Below are 17,668 nucleotides of genomic sequence, written 5' to 3' on the forward strand. Positions count from 1 at the left end.
CCCCTTGCTGCAATTACGGCGGTCATCAAATGTGGGCAACGGCATGAAGCCCCAAACTTCTCAGATCGAAATCTCCAACCAATATGCCGCAGGTAAATCTGACCGTTCCGTTTACCCCTCGAAGGTCTAGGGGCCCATATTTTACAAGGGCTATTGTGTGAGGTTCGCATCCAAATCGGACCTCCGAACCCGTCCTAGCAAAATTCTTTTACTTTTTGCGGGCAATAATCATTGGTCCCCTCGCCGCTAATCTTCCTGCAACAGCTCAACTATTTCATCAAGCTCCACACGTCGCCTTGACGGGTGCGGAAGGTTTATCACCACCGACCGGCCTGTTTCGCAGGCCTGCGCTGATACACGCACCAAATGCCCGGCCTTCAGCGCAGGCCCGATCAAACATCCATGTGCCATCAAGGCACCGGCCCCGGACTTGGCCTCTTCGACTGCAAGACCATACAGCGAATATTTCGGCCCCTTGGTAGGATCGCTGATAATTGTCCCCGTCTCCTCGGACCATAATCGCCAATCATCATGCCATGTCTGATCGTGCAGCAGCGGCGTGGATTCAAAGTCGAAACTCTCGACCAGTTCTGGCGCGCAAACCGGGAAAATGACGTCCTCCGCGACTACAACTTGATCAGCCGCCCCATCAGGTTCGGAAATGAAGACCGAAAGATCAAACAGATCACGCGACAGGCGAGGTGTCGTTTCCATGGCCGTTACCGAGAACTTCATGTCCGGCCACGTGTTTCGGATTCGCCCCAAACGCGCCGGCAGCCAAAGTTGCGCGACCGAAGGCAGAGCGGCGATATGGATCTCAACGCTCGGGCTCAGGTTCCGCAGGTTCTGCGTTGCGGCGGCAAGCTGATCGAAGGCCAGGGTGAAATCACCGGCCAGCCGACGCCCGGGCACGGTCAGCTCAACTCCTTGCGCGTTTCGCCGGAACAGCGGCACGTCCGCCCAAGCCTCAATCGTTTTGATGTGTTGAGAAATCGCGCCGGGTGTGACGCTCAACTCTTCGGCCGCAGCAACGAAACTGCCCAGCCTTGCTGCAGCTTCAAAAGCGCGGAGTGCGTTAAGAGGTGGCCCTTTCGGGCGTCTTGGGAGAACAGCCATTGCCTTAGACTCAGTTTTTCTACGCCAAGAAATATCAATTCTGATTTGCGATGTCGCCTCAATTGTTCAATCTGGTGACAAGCAGGAGGTCACAGACATGACAATCACACACCGAAACTGGGTCCCGGATCAGTGCGAAACTCGGGTTCAACAAATCGCCGTTAAGGCATCTCAGACCACGTCTGATGAGCTGATCAAACGGATCGATGATCTTGCGACCCGAAACCGCGAGATCCACGAGCGAGAGTGTTTCAACCTAAACCCCGCCACCAACGTGATGAACCCTAAGGCCGAAGCCCTGTTATCGTCGGGCATCGGGTCGCGGCCGTCGCTGGGCTATCCCGGCGACAAATATGAGATGGGGTTGGAGGCCATTGAAGAGATCGAAGTGATCACTGCCCAGCTCTGCGCCGAGGTCTTTGATGCCAAATTCGCCGAAATCCGGGTGCCGTCGGGCGCGATTGCCAACCTTTATGGTTTTATGGCCACCTGCAAACCTGGCGATACAATAATTGCGCCGCCAGCCTCGATCGGTGGGCACGTGACCCATCACTTAGCGGGATGTGCCGGTCTCTTTGGTCTGCGCACGATCGAGGCGCCGACGGATGCTGACGGTTATACCGTCAATCTGGATCAGTTACGCGCATTGGCTCTAAAAGAACGGCCCAAGCTGATCACCATCGGGGGCAGCCTCAATCTGTTCGAACACCCCGTAAAAGAGGTCCGGCAGATCGCTGACGATATCGGGGCCAAGGTCATGTTCGACGCCGCCCATCAATGCGGGATCATCGCAGGCAAAGCGTGGAGCAATCCACTGGCCGAGGGCGCGCATTTCATGACGATGAGCACCTACAAAAGCCTGGGCGGCCCCGCCGGTGGTTTGATCGTCTCCAATGACGCGGAGATTGCGCAAAAGCTCGACGCGATTGCCTTTCCGGGCATGACGGCCAACTTCGACGCGGCCAAGTCCGCAGCGTTGGCCATAACAATGCTGGACTGGCGCGACTTCGGCCAACAATACGCGGCCGAAATGATCTCGATGGCGCAAGCGCTCGCAGAACGATTGGACGCTCGTGGCGTTCCCGTCTTTGCGGGTCGGGAAGGGTTTACCAACTCACACCAGTTTGCTGTGTTGGCAGAATCTTACGGCGGCGGGCAAGCGGCGTCCAAAACGCTGCGCCGCGCCGGGTTTCTTGCTTGCGGAATTGGACTGCCTGCACCCGAAGTAAAAGGGGACATGAACGGCCTTCGGTTCGGGACGCCTGAACTGGTCAGATGGGGGATGACGTCGCAGGACGCTGATCGGTTGGCGGCATTGATCACCTCTGGATTGGAGGGCCCGAATATCGCCGCCGAGGTTGCAGAGTGGCGGCAGAGTTTTTCAGAACTGCATTTCGTGCACTGACAGCACATTGGGTGTCGTCCATGGTGCTGGCGGATCGAACCGCATGTTTGCGCCTTGTGCATCTTATATGGGCGCGGGCCGTCCGTTATGGCCCGCGTTTTGGCATTTCACATTGCCAGATCCGGTTGGTTCCGAGTTATCTCATACGTTCGGGTTTGACCGGATCGGGTCACCTGCAAAATCAACTTCTGGGCATTTTCGAACCGCTCGAAATACGCAAACCGAATATTCACCAGCGCTGTAATATCCTGGCACTGAATCAGGTAGTCGGCCAGAAAGTCGCTATGTTGAACTTGATCAGCAGACTCGTTGGTATTGTCCTGCCCCAATCCCTCACCCGTAAGGGTGACATTGGCTGACGCGGTAACGCATCCGGCCTCTTCCGGCAGCACAAACAAGCCCAAAGGTTTAGACAGGTCTGAGACCGCAACCGCCACCTGCGCGCGATCGTCATCGGTTTCGGCCGGGCCTGCAAAATCGATGATGTCTGCAGAAGGCACGTTGAGGGACAAAGTAAATGCCTGATCAGAAAAGGCGATATCCACATATCCCGTACCATGTTCGTGGGCAGGGCCTTGCACCTGCGATAGAACAATCGCCGGAGTCAGCATCAAAGCAATGGCTGCACATTTCATAAACAAAACACCACCCAACAAGGAATCACATAGTCCATTCTAATGTGATTAAAACCCCGTGCAATCGCGGCTTCGGCCCACCTACCCCGCTAATTATGGGGAAAGGGTGCGGCATTTATTTCTGACAATAAGACTCGGGTTGACTTAACTTACTAATTCACTCAGTTTTTGGCGCATGCGCGTCGCTGAGGCGGCGCTAGTGAGTTTTTTGACAGGAAAGTGTCACCTCCATGACCAATTTTTTTGCCGCCACCAGCGTATTGACCCTTGGGATCGCAACTGCAGCTTTTGCGGACGCCCCCGCGAAGATCGACGTTCTGACCACCTACGCAAACATCGCCGAAGCCAAATATGAAGACAGCCTGATCGCGGCAAAGTCGCTACAGGCCGCCGTAAACGCGCTGATCGATGATCCGTCAGACGCCACACTCAACGCAGCACGCGCCGCTTGGGTTGCCGCACGTGTTCCTTACCAGCAGACCGAGGTTTACCGTTTCGGCAACGCAATCGTCGACGACTGGGAAGGCAAAGTAAACGCATGGCCGCTGGACGAAGGGCTGATCGACTATGTGGACGCAGCCTATGGCGGTCCGACTGACGAGAACGAGTTCGCCGCGCTGAATGTCATCGCCAACCCCAGCTTTGAACTGTCGGGCAAAACCATCGACGCCAGCGAAATCACTCCGGAATTGCTGGGCGAAACCCTGCACGAAGCCGACGGGATCGAGGCAAACGTTGCCACAGGCTACCACGCAATCGAATTCCTGCTGTGGGGCCAGGATCTGAACGGCCATGGCGCGGGCGCAGGCGACCGTCCGTATACCGATTACGTTCAGGGTGACGACTGCACCAACAGCAACTGCGACCGCCGTGCACAATACCTGAGCGCGGCAACCGACCTGCTGGTCAGCGATCTGGAATGGATGGCAGCACAGTGGGCTGAAGGCGGCAAAGCACGCGCAGCCCTGACGGCCGACGAAACCGCTGGCGTCAGCGCCATTCTGACCGGCATGGGTTCGCTGTCCTACGGCGAGCAGGCCGGTGAACGTATGCGTCTGGGCCTGATGCTGAACGACCCCGAAGAAGAGCATGATTGCTTCTCGGACAACACCCACAACAGCCACTACTACGATGGTCTGGGTGTTCAGAACGTCTATCTCGGCAGCTACACCCGTATCGACGGCACCCCGGTCAGCGGCGCATCCTTGTCTGATCTGGTGATCGCCAGCGACCCATCTCTGGATGCCGAGATGAAGGTGAAACTGGCCAACACCATGCAGGCGCTGGGACGTCTGAAATCAACCGCGGAAGCCGGTTTTGCCTATGACCAGATGCTGGAACGCGGCAACGAGGGCGGCGAAGTGCTGATCATGGGCGGCGTAAACGGACTGGTCGATCAGACCAAGACGATCGAGCGCATTGTGACCGTCTTGGAACTTGACCAAATCGCGTTCGAAGGTTCGGACAGCCTGGACAACCCAGACGCGGTTTTCCACTAAAACACCGGGCCTACACCCAAGGGAGGCGGCAGGTGCACGCCGCCTCCAAATCTTGTGAGGTACCTTTGATCTGTTGCCTCTGGACGTTTCCAAATTAACTTACTAATACCGTAAGAAATACAACTCAGAGCCCTGATTGCTATGATCGTATGCCACTGCACAAACATCTCGGATCACGATATCCGCGCAGCTATCGACTGGATGCGCACGTCTGATCCTTACGCGGTCATTACCCCTGGTAAAATCTACCATGCCCTTGGAAAATCAGCAGATTGTGGCGGGTGCATGCCGCTTTTCCTAGACTCGATGCGCTCCAGCGATAAGTTGGAGGTCCCGATGCAGCTTCGCGCACTTCGCAGCGAGGTAACACAGGAGAATGCAGATGAAGGGCGACCCCAAGGTCATAGAATATCTCAACAAATCTCTGCGGCATGAACTGACAGCGGTCAGCCAATTTTGGCTGCATTACCGCCTGCAAGAGGATTGGGGCCTCGGCCACATGGCCAAGAAAAGCCGCGAAGAATCCATCGAAGAAATGGGGCACGCGGACAAGCTGATCGAGAGAGTCATTTTCCTGGGTGGTCACCCGAATCTGCAACAGCTTGATCCTTTGCGCATTGGCCAGACACCAAAAGAGACGCTGGAATGCGATCTGGCGGCAGACCTCGACGCCCGGGCCTTGTACAAGGAAGCGCGCGAATACTGTCAGAGCGCTGGCGACTACGTCACTATGTCTCTGTTTGAAAGATTGCTGGTGGATGAGGAAGGGCATATCGATTTCCTCGAAACGCAGCTGGACCTGTACGAAAGGATTGGCGAAGCCAATTATGCGCAACTCAACGCATCGAAAATGGACGAAGGCGCATAAGCTGTCGCTGGTGACGGTGGCCGCCCTTGCAGCCACCCAATCCCTGTCGGCAGAGCTGCGGGATCTTCACCTGAACTACCTTCCCAGAACCGAAGACGAACAAGCGAGGATTGCGCGGGTTACCGCCGCACCTGACGATTTCAGCGCGCCGCAGCGCTTTGAAGAGTTGCCCGGTGGTGCCGCAACTGTCCGCGCGCGCACCGACGCAGATGCGTTTTCGCAGCCCTCAGGCAACCTGAGTTTCGAGCAGGAGCTGGACTTCAAAGTCGGTAACGGGCTGTTCAAGAAAATCTGGGTGTCTTCTCCGTCATCTACACTGGCCTCGGATGGGTTGGGGCCGCTTTATAACGCACGATCCTGTCAGCGCTGCCACGTCAAAGACGGGCGCGGGCATACGCCAAACGGGCCAGATGACAACGCGATTTCGATGTTCCTGCGCGTGTCCATCCCTGGCACACCCGAAGACGGATACGCCGAAATCGAAGACTACATCGCCACCTTGCCCGAGCCGAATTACGGCGGGCAGATGCAGGATCTGGCCCTGCCCGGCCACCCGGCGGAATACAGGCTGGATATCACTTACGAGGACGTTCCCGTCACGTTGGCTGATGGTGAAACCATCACCTTGCGCCGCCCGACCTACGAGGCTGCGGATCTGGGTTATGGCCCGCTGCACCCCGACGCCATGATCAGCCCGCGCGTGGCCCCGCAGATGATTGGCCTGGGACTGCTTGAGGCGATCCCAGTTGAAGACCTGATGGCGAATGCGGACCCCGAAGATGAGGATGGCGACGGGATTTCCGGCCGCCCCAACATCGTATGGGCGATCGAATACGGCGCGCCGATGATGGGCCGGTTTGGCCACAAAGCAGGCATGCCCACGATCATGGAGCAATCCGCAGCGGCCTTTGCCGGGGATATCGGCATTTCCAGCCCGCTCTACCCGGCTCCGCATGGTGACTGCACCACTTTGCAGGTCAATTGCGTGAACGCGCCGCATGGTGATGGCGACGACCGGACCTTCGAAATTGATCAGGTCGGCATGGATCTGGTCGCCTTCTACAGCCAAAATCTGGGTGTTCCGGCCCGCCGCGATATGGACGATCCTCAGGTGTTGCGCGGCAAGCAGGTGTTCTACGACACCGGGTGTGCATCGTGCCACACGCCCTCATTCGTGACGCATCGTATGGAAGACCGCCCCGAGCATAGTTTTCAGCTGATTTGGCCTTACACGGACCTACTGCTGCATGACATGGGCGAAGGGCTGGCCGACAGCAGACCCGAGGCGCGCGCCACGGGTCGTGAATGGCGTACGCCACCGCTTTGGGGGATTGGCATGACCCAGCAGGTGTCAGGACATACGCAGTTTCTGCATGACGGGCGCGCGCAGTCGTTGCTTGAGGCGATCCTGTGGCACGGCGGTGAGGCGCAGGCAGCGCGTGACGCTGTCGTCGAGATGCCAAAACCCGACCGCGATGCCCTTATCCGTTTTCTAGAAAGCCTTTGACCCATGCGCGCCTTCGTACTTGCCCTTTCCCTGACATTGCCGCTTAGCGCCTATGCGCAAGAGCGCGGCCCGATCCTGTCCGACGCCATCGAGGCGCACATCCTGCCCGGCTATGCCAGACTGACGGAGACCACCGATGCATTGGCCGAGGCAGCGCAGACAGATTGCAACCCAACCTCGGTCCAGCTGCGCACTGCTTACCACGCGGCGTTTGACGACTGGATTTCAGTCAGTCATCTGCGCTTTGGCCCATCTGAGGCAGAAGACCGCGCGTTTGCATTGGCGTTTTGGCCCGACACCAAGGGCTTTACGCCCAAAGCCCTGTCCGGCCTGATCGCTGCTGAGGATACAGCCATTCAATCCCAGGATGCCTTTGCGGAAACCTCCGTAGCCGGACGCGGTTTTTTCGCGCTGGAACTGATGCTCTACGATCCACGGTTCACCGATCTGGGCAGCGCCGAGTATCGCTGCGCGCTGATGCAGGCCATAACCGCAGATATTAACCGCAACGCGATGGCAATTGACGCGGATTGGGTAGGCTATGCGCCCGCATTGGCAAACCCGGGCGAAAACAGCCCATACCGGTCGGAAGACGAAGCCATGCAAGAGCTTTATAAAGCCCTGACAACTGGTCTGGAATTCACCGCCGAAACCCGCCTTGGTCGCCCAATGGGAAGTTTCGACCGCCCCCGCCCAAAACGCGCCGAGGCCCGGCGTTCGGAGCGTTCACTGCGCCATGTGCAGCTGTCTCTGACCGCCTTGCGCGACCTTGCCGCGCGCCTGTCGGCAGATAATCCGGACATCGCAGCAGATCTGGACGGCGCATTCGCCGCCGCGATCGACCGGGCGCAGTCACTGGACGATCCGGCATTTTCTGGGGTGGCAACCCAGCAGGGACGGTTCCGCCTTGAAGCATTACAGCAATCCATCAACGATATCCGCGTCATTGCCTCCACCGAGCTTGGCCCGACGTTAGGCATCAATGCCGGGTTCAACTCGCTGGACGGGGACTAAATCATGACCAACCGTCGACGCTTCCTTGCCGGGCTGGCTGCCGCCAGCGTTGCCCCCATGCGTGGATGGTCTGCTGTCGGTGCGCCGGACTACCTGGCCGCGGCGCTGTTCCCGGATGGGACTTATCGGCTGGCCGGGATGGACGCGGGCGGCGACATCCTGTTTTCCCTGCCATTGCCCGCACGCGGGCACGCAGCAGCAGCGCATCCCCACCATGCGCTGGCGGTGGCCTTTGCACGCCGCCCGGGAACATTTGCACTCATCATCGACTGCGAGACGGGCACCCAGACCGCTTTGTTGGAGGCCCCCAAAGACCGCCATTTCTATGGCCACGGCGTGTTCTCAACCGATGGTACACGGCTGTTCACCACTGAAAACGATTTTGAGACCGGTCAGGGCGTGATTGGTGTCTGGAACACGGATGGCTACACACGAATTGGCGAGTTCGCTTCGGGCGGTGTCGGTCCCCATGACATGCGTCTGATGCCAGATGATCGGACATTGGTTGTGGCAAATGGCGGGATCGAGACCCACCCTGAAACCGGAAGAACCAAGCTCAACCTGCCGGTGATGCAACCGCGCCTGTCCTACCTGGACCAAAACGGGGCGGTTCTAGAGCAGGTAGAGCTGCCACAAGCCTTGCACAAGAACTCGATCCGCCACCTGGCCGTTCGATCCGACAGTCTGGTCGGGTTCGCAATGCAATGGCAGGGCGATACATCGCAACACCCACCCCTGCTGGGCCTGCATCGCCGTGGTGAAAACCCTCGACTGATTAGCGCCCCCGACGCGGCCCAAAGCACGCTGCAAGGCTATGCCGGCAGCGTCGCCTTTTCAGGTGACGGCGAAGCGGTCGCTATAACCTGCCCCCGCGGCAATGCTATGCATCGTTTTCGGGTCGCGGACGGACAGCTTGATGGCGTCTTCCTGAACGAGGATGTTTGTGGCCTTGGCACCGCATCAAACGGGTTTGTGTTCACAACCGGGACTGGAGTCATCGGGCATTTGTCCACAAACAAGGCCCAAATATCCAACCGGGCTGATTGCCAATGGGACAACCATTTGATCCCAATTCGCACAGCTGCATGAATTCGGAAAATTCCGCCTCATAGATTACACTTGGAAGAATCATATAGCTGCCGTATTGGCGGGCGCGAAACTGGCACCCTGACTTAAAAGGACTGACTTGATTGAAACACACGCCCGACGCACCGCATTCCATCTACGGAGTTGAGAAATGGGGCAAAGGTCTCATTGAGGTGACGGAGCAGGGCGAAATCGGTCTGCGCAATCCCATGGCACCCGAGGCCGAGGCGATCAGCCTTCCCGGCATTCTAAGCGATCTGGACGAACGCGGCATCAAAGCGCCGATGATCCTGCGCGTCAGTTCTTATCTGGAACACGAGATTGTCCACATTAACGAGAGCTTTCGCGATGCGATTGCACGCACCGGCTACAAGGGCAGCTATCGCGGTGTCTTCCCGATCAAGGTGAACCAGCAAGCGCAGGTGGTCGACCGGATTGTCGAGTTCGGCAAGAAATACAATTATGGACTTGAGGCCGGGTCAAAGCCTGAACTGGTGGTGGCCTTGGCGCATCGTCTGGCCAGCGAGGCGCTGATTGTCTGCAACGGCGTCAAGGATGCCGAGTTCATTCAGTTGGCCATCCTCAGCCGCAAGATCGGGTTCAACACGGTCATTGTTCTGGAAAGCCCGAAAGAGGCTGACACAGTCATCCAGGTCTATAACGAACTGGGCATCGAACCCCTGATCGGCGTGCGGGTCAAACTGACCAACCAAATCAGTGGCAAGTGGGAAGAAAGCTCGGGCGACCGATCGGCCTTTGGCATGAACACTGATCAGCTGGTCGCCACGGTGGATAAGCTGAAAGCGGCGGGCCTGCTGCATTGCCTGAAACTACAGCACTCACACCTTGGTTCGCAGGTGCAGGACGTCAACGATGTGCGCCGCGCGGTGGGCGAAGCCTGCCGGTATTACACCGAACTGACGCGCGAGGGCGTGCCGCTTACCCATCTGGATCTCGGCGGTGGCATGGGCGTGGACTACACAGGTGAGAAGAAGGCCGCCGAGAACTCGATCAACTACACGGTCGAGGAATATTGCGCCAATGTCGTGGAAACCGTCGCCTATGCGATGGATGAGGCAGAGGTGAACCATCCCACGCTGGTTACCGAAAGCGGCCGCGCCGTGGTGGCGACATCATCGATGCTGGTGTTTAACGTGCTGGAAAGCACGCTTTACGATGCGCCCAACGGCCCCGAGGTCGAAGCGGACGATCACCATCTGGTCTCAGATCTGGCGGCAATCAACGGCTATCTCAGCAGCGACCGCCTGCAGGAATGCTGGAACGACGCGAATTTCTACCGAAACGAACTGCGCGCGCTGTTCCGCCGCGGCTATGTGGACCTGCGCCAGATGGCCCGCGCCGAACGGATCTACCTGTCGCTGATGGCCCGTCTCAAGGCGCTGGCCGCAAGCGATGATCTGGACACGGATGTGGATGATCAGCTTGAGAAAGTGGCCGATATCTATCACTGCAACTTCTCGTTGTTCCAGTCGTTACCTGATGTCTGGGCCATTGACCAACTGCACCCTATCGTGCCGTTGCAGGGCCTGAACGAGACGCCAGATCGTCGCGCGGTGCTGTCGGACATCACCTGCGACAGCGACGGCAAGATCGACCAGTTCATACTGGCCGACGGCGTCTCGCCCAGCCTGCCGGTGCATTCCCTGCCTGAGGATCAGGAATACCTCATGGGCGTCTTCTTCGTCGGTGCCTATCAGGAAACTCTGGGCGATCTGCACAACCTGTTCGGCGACACCAATGTCGTCACCATCGACCTGCGCGCGGACGGCGGCTTTGACCTGCTGCACGAGCAAGAGGGCGACACGATCAGCCAGGTTCTGTCGTATGTCGAGTTCGACCCCAACGATTGTGTCGCCGCGTTCCGCAAAATGGTGGACGAGGCGATCTCGACCGGTACTCTGATGGCTAAGGACCGCAAAACCCTGATGAGCGCCTATCGCGACTCCATCAACGGCTACACCTATTACGAATAACTCCAGAAAGGAGATGACCCCCATGGGAACTTTGAGTGGCAAAACACTGGTTGTCGGCGCAGGCGGCGTATCGCACGCGGCCGTGCACAAGATGGCAATGAATTCGGACATCTTTACCGAAATCACTCTGGCCAGCCGCACGAAATCGAAATGCGACGCCATCGCCAAGGCAGTGAAAGAGCGTGTCGGCGTTGACATCGCCACCGCCGAGCTGGACGCCTACAAGGTAGAAGATACCGTCAAGCTGATCAAGGAAACCGGGGCCGAACTGCTGGTGAACCTCGCCCTGCCCTATCAGGATCTGGTGCTGATGGATGCGTGTCTTGAGGCGGACATTCATTATCTCGACACTGCGAACTATGAACCCGAAGACGTGGCCAAGTTCGAATACCATTGGCAATGGGCCTATCAGGACCGGTTCAAAGAGGCTGGCCTGACCGCCATCCTCGGCTCGGGCTTCGATCCGGGTGTAACCAGCGTCTTCGCTAAATGGCTGAAGAAACACAAGCTGGACACCATCCGCCAGATCGATGTGCTGGATGCCAACGGCGGCTCGAACGATCAGGAATTTGCCACCAATTTCAACCCGGAAATCAACCTGCGCGAAGTGCTGGCCGAAGTGCGCCACTGGGAAAACGGCGCATGGCATACCAGCCCGGCGATGACCACAAAAGTCGAATACGATTTCCCCGCCATCGGCCAGAAAAACATGTATCAGATGTACCACGAGGAATTGGAGTCGCTTACGACCCACTTCCCCGAGATTGAGCGCGCCCGCTTCTGGATGACCTTCGGCGACGCCTACATCACCCATGCCAAGGTGCTGGAAAATGTCGGCATGACCCGCATCGACCCGGTGATGCATGACGGCAAGGAAATCATTCCAATCCAGTTCCTGAAAACTCTGCTGCCCGATCCCGGCGATCTGGGTGCCGAAACCAAGGGCAAAGCCTGCATCGGCGACATCGCCACGGGTCAGGCCAAGGACGGCTCGGGCGAGAAGACCTATTACATCTACAACATCTGCGACCACGAGGAATGCTATGCCGAGGTCGGCAGCCAAGCGGTCAGCTATACCACCGGCGTCCCCGCCATGATCGGTGCGGCGCAGGTGCTGAAAGGCAACTGGTCCGAGCCGGGCGTATGGAACATGGAACAGCTGGATCCGGACAACTTCATGGATATGCTGAACGAACACGGCTTGCCATGGCAGGTCCACGAGCTCGACGGTCCGGTCAAGTTCTAACTTCATCTTTTCCAAAATACTCCGGGGGTCCGGGGGCAGAGCCCCCGGCCTCTCCACAATTCGGAGGCGCCGGACATGTCCGACATGATGACCACACAGGCCGGAGACGCCGGAGCCTTTCGCAGTTTTGACCTGAGCCGCGTGCCAAGCCCCTGCTTCGTGGTTGATGAAAAGGCCGTCGAGCGGAACCTGACCATTCTCGCCGATATTGGAACCCGATCCGGCGCACATGTGCTGAGCGCGCTCAAGGCATTCTCGATGTTCTCGCTCGCCCCACTTGTCCGCCAACATCTAGGCGGCACATGCGCGTCCGGCATTTTCGAAGCACGGTTGGGTCGCGAAGAATATGGTGGCGAGGTCGCGACCTTCTGCGCCGGGTACAAGGACGCGGACGTCGATGAAATTCTGTCGTTGTCCGATCACATCATATTCAACTCACCAGCGCAAAAGGACCGGTTTCTTGCCAAAGCTCGGAACGCTGGCGTTCAGGTCGGTCTGCGCATCAACCCGGAGCATTCCGAAGGCGAGATCCCAAAATATGACCCCTGTGCGCCCTGCTCTCGCCTTGGCACCCCAATCAGTCAGTTGACGACCGACGAACTGACCGGGGTTGATGGCCTGCACATGCACACGCTCTGCGAACAAGGGTTCGCGCCATTGCAACGCACTTGGGAAGCCGTCCTACCAAGACTCAAGCCCTTCCTTGGCCAACTCAAATGGCTGAACTTTGGAGGCGGCCATCATATCACGCGCGACGACTATGACCGCGATGGGCTGGTGGCTTTCATCCGGGACATCCGCGAGACATACGGCATCGATGTCTATCTCGAACCCGGTGAGGCGGTCGCTCTGGACGCAGGTATCTTGGTCGGCGAAATCCTCGACCTGCCCACCAATGGCAAGAACCTTGCAATCACCGATATCTCCGCAACCTGCCACATGCCTGACGTGATCGAAGCCCCCTATCGTCCCGCCCTGATGGATGAGGCCGAAGCAGGCCACACCTATCGTCTGGGCGGCCCCTCCTGTCTGGCCGGTGATGTGATCGGGGATTACACATGGGATCAGTCACTGGAAATCGGCCAACGCTTTGCCTTCCTGGATCAGGCCCACTATTCGATGGTCAAGACCAATACGTTCAACGGCGTACCGCTGCCCACCATTGCCCTGTGGAATAGCGAAACGGACGAGCTGAAGATCATCAAGCAGTTCGGCTATGACGACTTTAAGGACAGACTTTCATGAGCATTTTCCTCGACAGTGAACTGACCGCATTTGAGCGCACCGAAGATGCCCGTTTTCGCGTGATCCCGGTGCCGCTGGAGCGCACGGTCTCTTACGGCTCGGGCACGGCCAAAGGGCCTGATGCCATCATCGAGGCCAGCAATGAGCTGGAACGCATTACCGGACATGCCGAGCCATGCGTCGAGGGGATTTTCACCGAAGAACCAGTGGATTGCGACGCCGCCCTGTCCGAGATTATGGAGCGCCTTGCCCAGCGCACCGAAGCCGCTGTTCGCGCTGGCAGGGTTCCAGTGACTTTGGGCGGAGAGCATTCCCTCAGCTATGGCGCGGTGATGGGCGTGGCGCGTGCATTGGGTCAACCCATTGGCATTGTTCAGATCGACGCCCATGCTGACCTGCGCAACGCCTATCAGGGCGAAAAACACAGCCATGCCTCAGTCATGCATCTGCTGGCCGAGGAAGGCGTTCGATTGGCTCAGTTCGGCGTGCGCGCCTTTTCGACCGAAGAAGCGCAAAGTCGCTTGAAGAACCACGTCTTCCACGTTGATGCAGAAGATCTGGTCACCGGCAACATCCACGCCGTCGACCTGCCAGAGGATTTTCCCGAGCTGGTCTATGTCAGTTTCGACGTCGACGGACTGGACCCGGCGATCATGCCCGCCACGGGAACTCCGGTGCCCGGTGGTTTGGGGTATTATCAGGCTCTGCGGCTGGTAGAACACACCCTGAAAGGCCGCAAATGCGTAGGCTTCGACGTGGTGGAACTGGCCCCGAACGGCAATGCCGCCTGGGACTTCACCGCCGCGCAGATAGTCTATCGCCTGATGGCTGCCTGTTAACCCTCGGACGTTTCGTTCAGTTCCATATGGCCTTCGCCCTTGTTCAGGACGCGACGCAGCATGGGTTCAAAGAACTCAAGCGGTTTGGTCGGATACTTGGGATCAAACGCCTTCTGATCGTATTCATGGCAGAAGTAACGGCAGTCCTCCCAATAGGGGCTGTCACGGTACTTGTCGCGGGCGTTGCGATCACCGCCCAGGTGGTGATTGTAGTAATAGCCTTGGAACACGCAGTGGTGTTTCAATATCCAGTGGGTTTTCTCGCTGACATAAGGTTTCATCATCGCTGCCGACAGCTCACCATGGTTATACGGTGACAAAATATCTCCGGTGTCATGGATCAGGGCCGCGACCACCAGTTCTTCATCTGCACCGTCCTCATAGGCACGCGTCGCGGCCTGAAGGCTGTGCTGGTAACGATTGACCGGGTATGGGGTCCACGCCTCGTCCAGGGAACGGATCGCATCCAGAATACGATCAGGAAGGGCGGCGTTGAACGCCTCTTCATACTCCATGACAGCATCCCAATCGGCTTTGGTCGCCTCTTCAAAACTGGTCCAGGTGGGTTTGTGGCTTTTGTCCAGCATGATGTTTCCTCTGGCTGATCTGCTACGGCCAGCATATCCGAAGGCAACAGCTGAAAAAAATGAATTGATTTTATCACTTCGATCAAAAAATACTTTCGACATGCAAATCAAAGCTCTTGAGACATTTCTGTGCGTTGCAGACACCGGTGGCTTCCATGCCGCTGCGCGACACCTCAACATCACACAGACCGCGGTCAGCGCCCGTATCAAACTGATCGAAGAGGAAACCGGAAAGCCCTTGTTCACTCGAGGCGCAGGCGGCACCAACCTGACAGAATTCGGACGGCAGTTTAGACCCTATGCCGAGCAGATGTTGTCATTGTGGTCCTTCGCCTCTCGTGACCTACCGGGGCAGACACCGCACCGGATCGCCCTTCGCCTTGGTGCACAGCTCAGCGTTTGGGATCCATTGCTGGTCGATCTGGCCGTTCGATATGAACAGCGCCATGGCCAGCTATTGCTAACCCTGAACTACGATCATGACCTCAACATGGTCGAGGCCGTGGCGACGCATGTATTGGATGCCGCACTGACCCACGAAAAACCATCTGACCGGCGCGTTCTATATCACGAACTGGCGCCTGAACGTTTGTTGTTGGTCGAAACCCAGGACGCCGGCAAAGACCCGGTTTTCGTCAACCTCGAGTTAGGCGAAGTTTATCAGGACCACGTGCGGTCAGCAGCGCGCAAAGCGGCAGGACAGACGCTTTTCTTGGGCAATTGCATGATGGGCCTGCGCTATGTTTTGCAGCGCGGCGGCACGGGGTATTTCCCCGAATATGTTATTCGGGATCAATTGAACGAAGGCACCTTGGTGCCGGCTGCCGAAGCGATAGACCTGATGTTGCCGCTTTATCTGGTGACCCGAAGGGGCAGCGAGGCCTTCGACGACGTGGTGGCCTGTCTGACCGAGCTGCGTGCGGCGGATTAAGCTTGAGACAAGGTTCCATTCGCCTCCCGTGATCGGGTGCGCAGCAATGGCCGCCCGGCGATCAACAGGAACACGCATGAAATCAAGACGCCGACAATCGCCGGAAGATAAAGCAAAATCCACAGGTTTGGATCATCAATCACGACCGGCGACACAAAACCCCTGACCCCCTCCAACAGGACCAAAATCGTGAAAGCTCCGAATATCTGCGGCCACAGGCCAAAGCGCGAAAAACTGCCCAGCATCAACGTTGAAAAACCAGCCATCGCCACCGCGATACAAATGGCGATCCATGAAAAACGCTGATGCAGCTCTTCGATCAGTTCCCCTTCCGAGAACTGTTCGGTCGCCAGAATACTATCCCGGCCCTGCAAAAGCTCGAGCGTTGGGATCGCCTCAAGACTGCGCATGGCGTTGGTGTCTGAATTTGTCAGTTCCGAGATGTCATAAGAAGCATCCGCAAAAAGCGTCGAAGACAGCGTCCTGCCTTCTGGATTCAGGCGCAATGCGATCCCGTCCACCATCACCAGATGAATGCCGGAACCATTGTTGACCAGATAAGCCGTCTTGCTGGAATAGCTTACCGGGCTCTCTTCATCCCGACGATCCGAGACAAAAACCTCGGACAGCGTGCCATCCAGATCAATTTTCCCAATATAAACCGTAACGCCTTGCGCGGGGTGCAAAAATTCGCCCTCATTCAAAAGCTGGGCGGTGACATCCCCTGCGACCTCGGCTTGACGCTGTTCCAACTGTTCAACGGACGCGGGGCGCAGGAAGACGCTGATCGCGGCCATCATCAGGCCGGTTGCGATGCCAAATACGAACACTGCGCGCGCCAATCTCCAGGGGCTGGTCCCGGTGGCCAGCATCACCGTCATCTCGCTTTCACGGCTCAGGCGATTGGTGGCATAAACGGCTGCGGCAAACACCGCCATTGGCATCACTGTACGGATCAGGGTTGGCAGGGTCAGTGCGGTGAATTCCAGAAACACCATCGCGGGTTGGCCACCGCTGATCACGCGATCGAACAGGCTAACGGAACGGGTAATCCAAAACACCCCCACCAGAACCAGGGTGAAAAAGCCGAACAGAATCAGCAGCTGCCGCAGGAAGTAACCATCAAAACGCGACATGAACCCTCTTCCGCCTGTCTGTTGTGGGCAGGACCATAGGTCATTCCAAAGACGTAGGAAACCGGATTGATCGAATTGCGCGGCACCTGGCCCGACGCATAGCTAAACCAAGGTTAATCTCCTCGAGGCTCCAGGTTCAACACAGCCGCTTTTAGAAACCCCTCGGGTCTCAAATTTCTCGTAAACAACACCAGCAAAGAATTCCGCGCCACATATTTGCCATATTTCCTTTCAGTTGCTACGGTCACCAAAATGAAGGCTAATGCCGGTGGCTAAAATAGAGCAGCAGTCAATATATTCTACGAGCGTCGCAACGCTCACCGTGCCAGAGTCCCTAAAGGGCAAACGCGGAGGGCTGTTCTATTTGCTTCGCGAAATGGAGCGAACTCGGCTTATGAGACTGTACGGGCCGAACTTTGAAGACGTCATCACAAAGTCGCCTTCGGACCAGGACTCGAACAACGTTCGGTTGGTCAGTATGCTCTCGGTCGACGAGTTCATATTTTTCTAGCAATCAATGCCTGGCAGTGGCGTTGTTCGAAAAGTTGGGAATCGCGCCT

General features: G+C 57.5%; 16 protein-coding genes. 12 read left to right on the forward strand and 4 right to left on the reverse strand.

The features are described from left to right. Positions 1–246 precede the first annotated feature (246 nt). A complete protein-coding gene (locus AC2FLA_RS17240; RefSeq protein ID WP_496723836.1) occupies positions 247–1,116 on the reverse strand; it encodes a LysR family transcriptional regulator in 870 nt (289 codons plus the stop codon). Positions 1,117–1,213: 97 nt separating this feature from the next. Between AC2FLA_RS17240 and glyA the strand changes: the two genes are divergently transcribed. After that, positions 1,214–2,521, forward strand: a complete 1,308-nt coding sequence (gene glyA, locus AC2FLA_RS17245; protein WP_496723838.1) for a serine hydroxymethyltransferase — start codon at positions 1,214–1,216, stop codon at positions 2,519–2,521. Between the two features lie 107 nt (positions 2,522–2,628). Here the strand turns inward: glyA and AC2FLA_RS17250 are convergent, their stop codons facing one another. Then, a complete protein-coding gene (locus AC2FLA_RS17250) occupies positions 2,629–3,156 on the reverse strand; it encodes a ZrgA family zinc uptake protein (RefSeq protein WP_496723840.1) in 528 nt (175 codons plus the stop codon). A gap of 230 nt (positions 3,157–3,386) precedes the next feature. Between AC2FLA_RS17250 and AC2FLA_RS17255 the strand changes: the two genes are divergently transcribed. From AC2FLA_RS17255 to speB, 10 genes are all read left to right on the forward strand, one after another. Further along, positions 3,387–4,655 (forward strand): imelysin family protein, encoded by a 1,269-nt coding sequence (locus tag AC2FLA_RS17255; protein WP_496723842.1) that lies wholly within the window; start codon positions 3,387–3,389, stop codon positions 4,653–4,655. 141 nt (positions 4,656–4,796) lie between these two features. Beyond that, positions 4,797–5,090, forward strand: coding sequence for a (2Fe-2S)-binding protein (locus AC2FLA_RS17260; RefSeq protein ID WP_082649388.1), 294 nt, complete (start codon positions 4,797–4,799; stop codon positions 5,088–5,090). After that, positions 5,038–5,523: a bacterioferritin gene (gene bfr / locus AC2FLA_RS17265; protein WP_496723844.1), complete on the forward strand. Its 486-nt coding sequence runs from the start codon at positions 5,038–5,040 to the stop codon at positions 5,521–5,523. Before AC2FLA_RS17260 ends, bfr begins: the two co-directional genes overlap by 53 nt. Next, complete coding sequence (locus AC2FLA_RS17270) at positions 5,483–7,030, forward strand: di-heme oxidoreductase family protein (protein WP_496723846.1); 1,548 nt, start codon at positions 5,483–5,485, stop codon at positions 7,028–7,030. The genes bfr and AC2FLA_RS17270 overlap by 41 nt, the downstream gene beginning before the upstream one ends. 3 nt (positions 7,031–7,033) lie before the next feature. Next, entirely contained in the window at positions 7,034–8,044 is a 1,011-nt protein-coding gene (locus tag AC2FLA_RS17275; protein WP_496723848.1) for an imelysin family protein, read from the forward strand. Between the two features lie 3 nt (positions 8,045–8,047). Beyond that, positions 8,048–9,133 carry a DUF1513 domain-containing protein gene (locus AC2FLA_RS17280; protein WP_496723850.1) on the forward strand — a complete coding sequence of 362 codons (1,086 nt, stop codon included), beginning with the start codon at positions 8,048–8,050 and terminating at the stop codon, positions 9,131–9,133. 101 nt (positions 9,134–9,234) lie between these two features. Next, on the forward strand, positions 9,235–11,124 hold the full coding sequence (gene speA / locus AC2FLA_RS17285) for a biosynthetic arginine decarboxylase (protein ID WP_496723852.1): 1,890 nt from the start codon (positions 9,235–9,237) through the stop codon (positions 11,122–11,124). 22 nt (positions 11,125–11,146) lie between these two features. Next, positions 11,147–12,370, forward strand: coding sequence for a saccharopine dehydrogenase family protein (locus tag AC2FLA_RS17290; protein WP_496723854.1), 1,224 nt, complete (start codon positions 11,147–11,149; stop codon positions 12,368–12,370). Positions 12,371–12,445: 75 nt separating this feature from the next. Then, complete coding sequence (gene nspC, locus AC2FLA_RS17295; protein ID WP_496723856.1) at positions 12,446–13,615, forward strand: carboxynorspermidine decarboxylase; 1,170 nt, start codon at positions 12,446–12,448, stop codon at positions 13,613–13,615. Continuing rightward, entirely contained in the window at positions 13,612–14,454 is an 843-nt protein-coding gene (speB, locus tag AC2FLA_RS17300; RefSeq protein WP_496723858.1) for an agmatinase, read from the forward strand. Before nspC ends, speB begins: the two co-directional genes overlap by 4 nt. On the opposite strand, the gene AC2FLA_RS17305 is transcribed toward speB, so the two are convergent. Next, positions 14,451–15,041 carry an HD domain-containing protein gene (locus tag AC2FLA_RS17305; protein ID WP_496723860.1) on the reverse strand — a complete coding sequence of 197 codons (591 nt, stop codon included), beginning with the start codon at positions 15,039–15,041 and terminating at the stop codon, positions 14,451–14,453. The genes speB and AC2FLA_RS17305 overlap by 4 nt on opposite strands. A 100-nt stretch (positions 15,042–15,141) precedes the next feature. Between AC2FLA_RS17305 and AC2FLA_RS17310 the strand changes: the two genes are divergently transcribed. Beyond that, positions 15,142–15,972: a LysR family transcriptional regulator gene (locus AC2FLA_RS17310; protein ID WP_496723862.1), complete on the forward strand. Its 831-nt coding sequence runs from the start codon at positions 15,142–15,144 to the stop codon at positions 15,970–15,972. Here the strand turns inward: AC2FLA_RS17310 and lptF are convergent. Continuing rightward, entirely contained in the window at positions 15,969–17,108 is a 1,140-nt protein-coding gene (lptF, locus tag AC2FLA_RS17315) for an LPS export ABC transporter permease LptF (RefSeq protein WP_496723864.1), read from the reverse strand. The two genes, AC2FLA_RS17310 and lptF, sit on opposite strands and share 4 nt — an antisense overlap. Positions 17,109–17,668: the final 560 nt, after the last annotated feature.

Source organism: Ruegeria sp. CDSA033 (assembly GCF_059612305.1).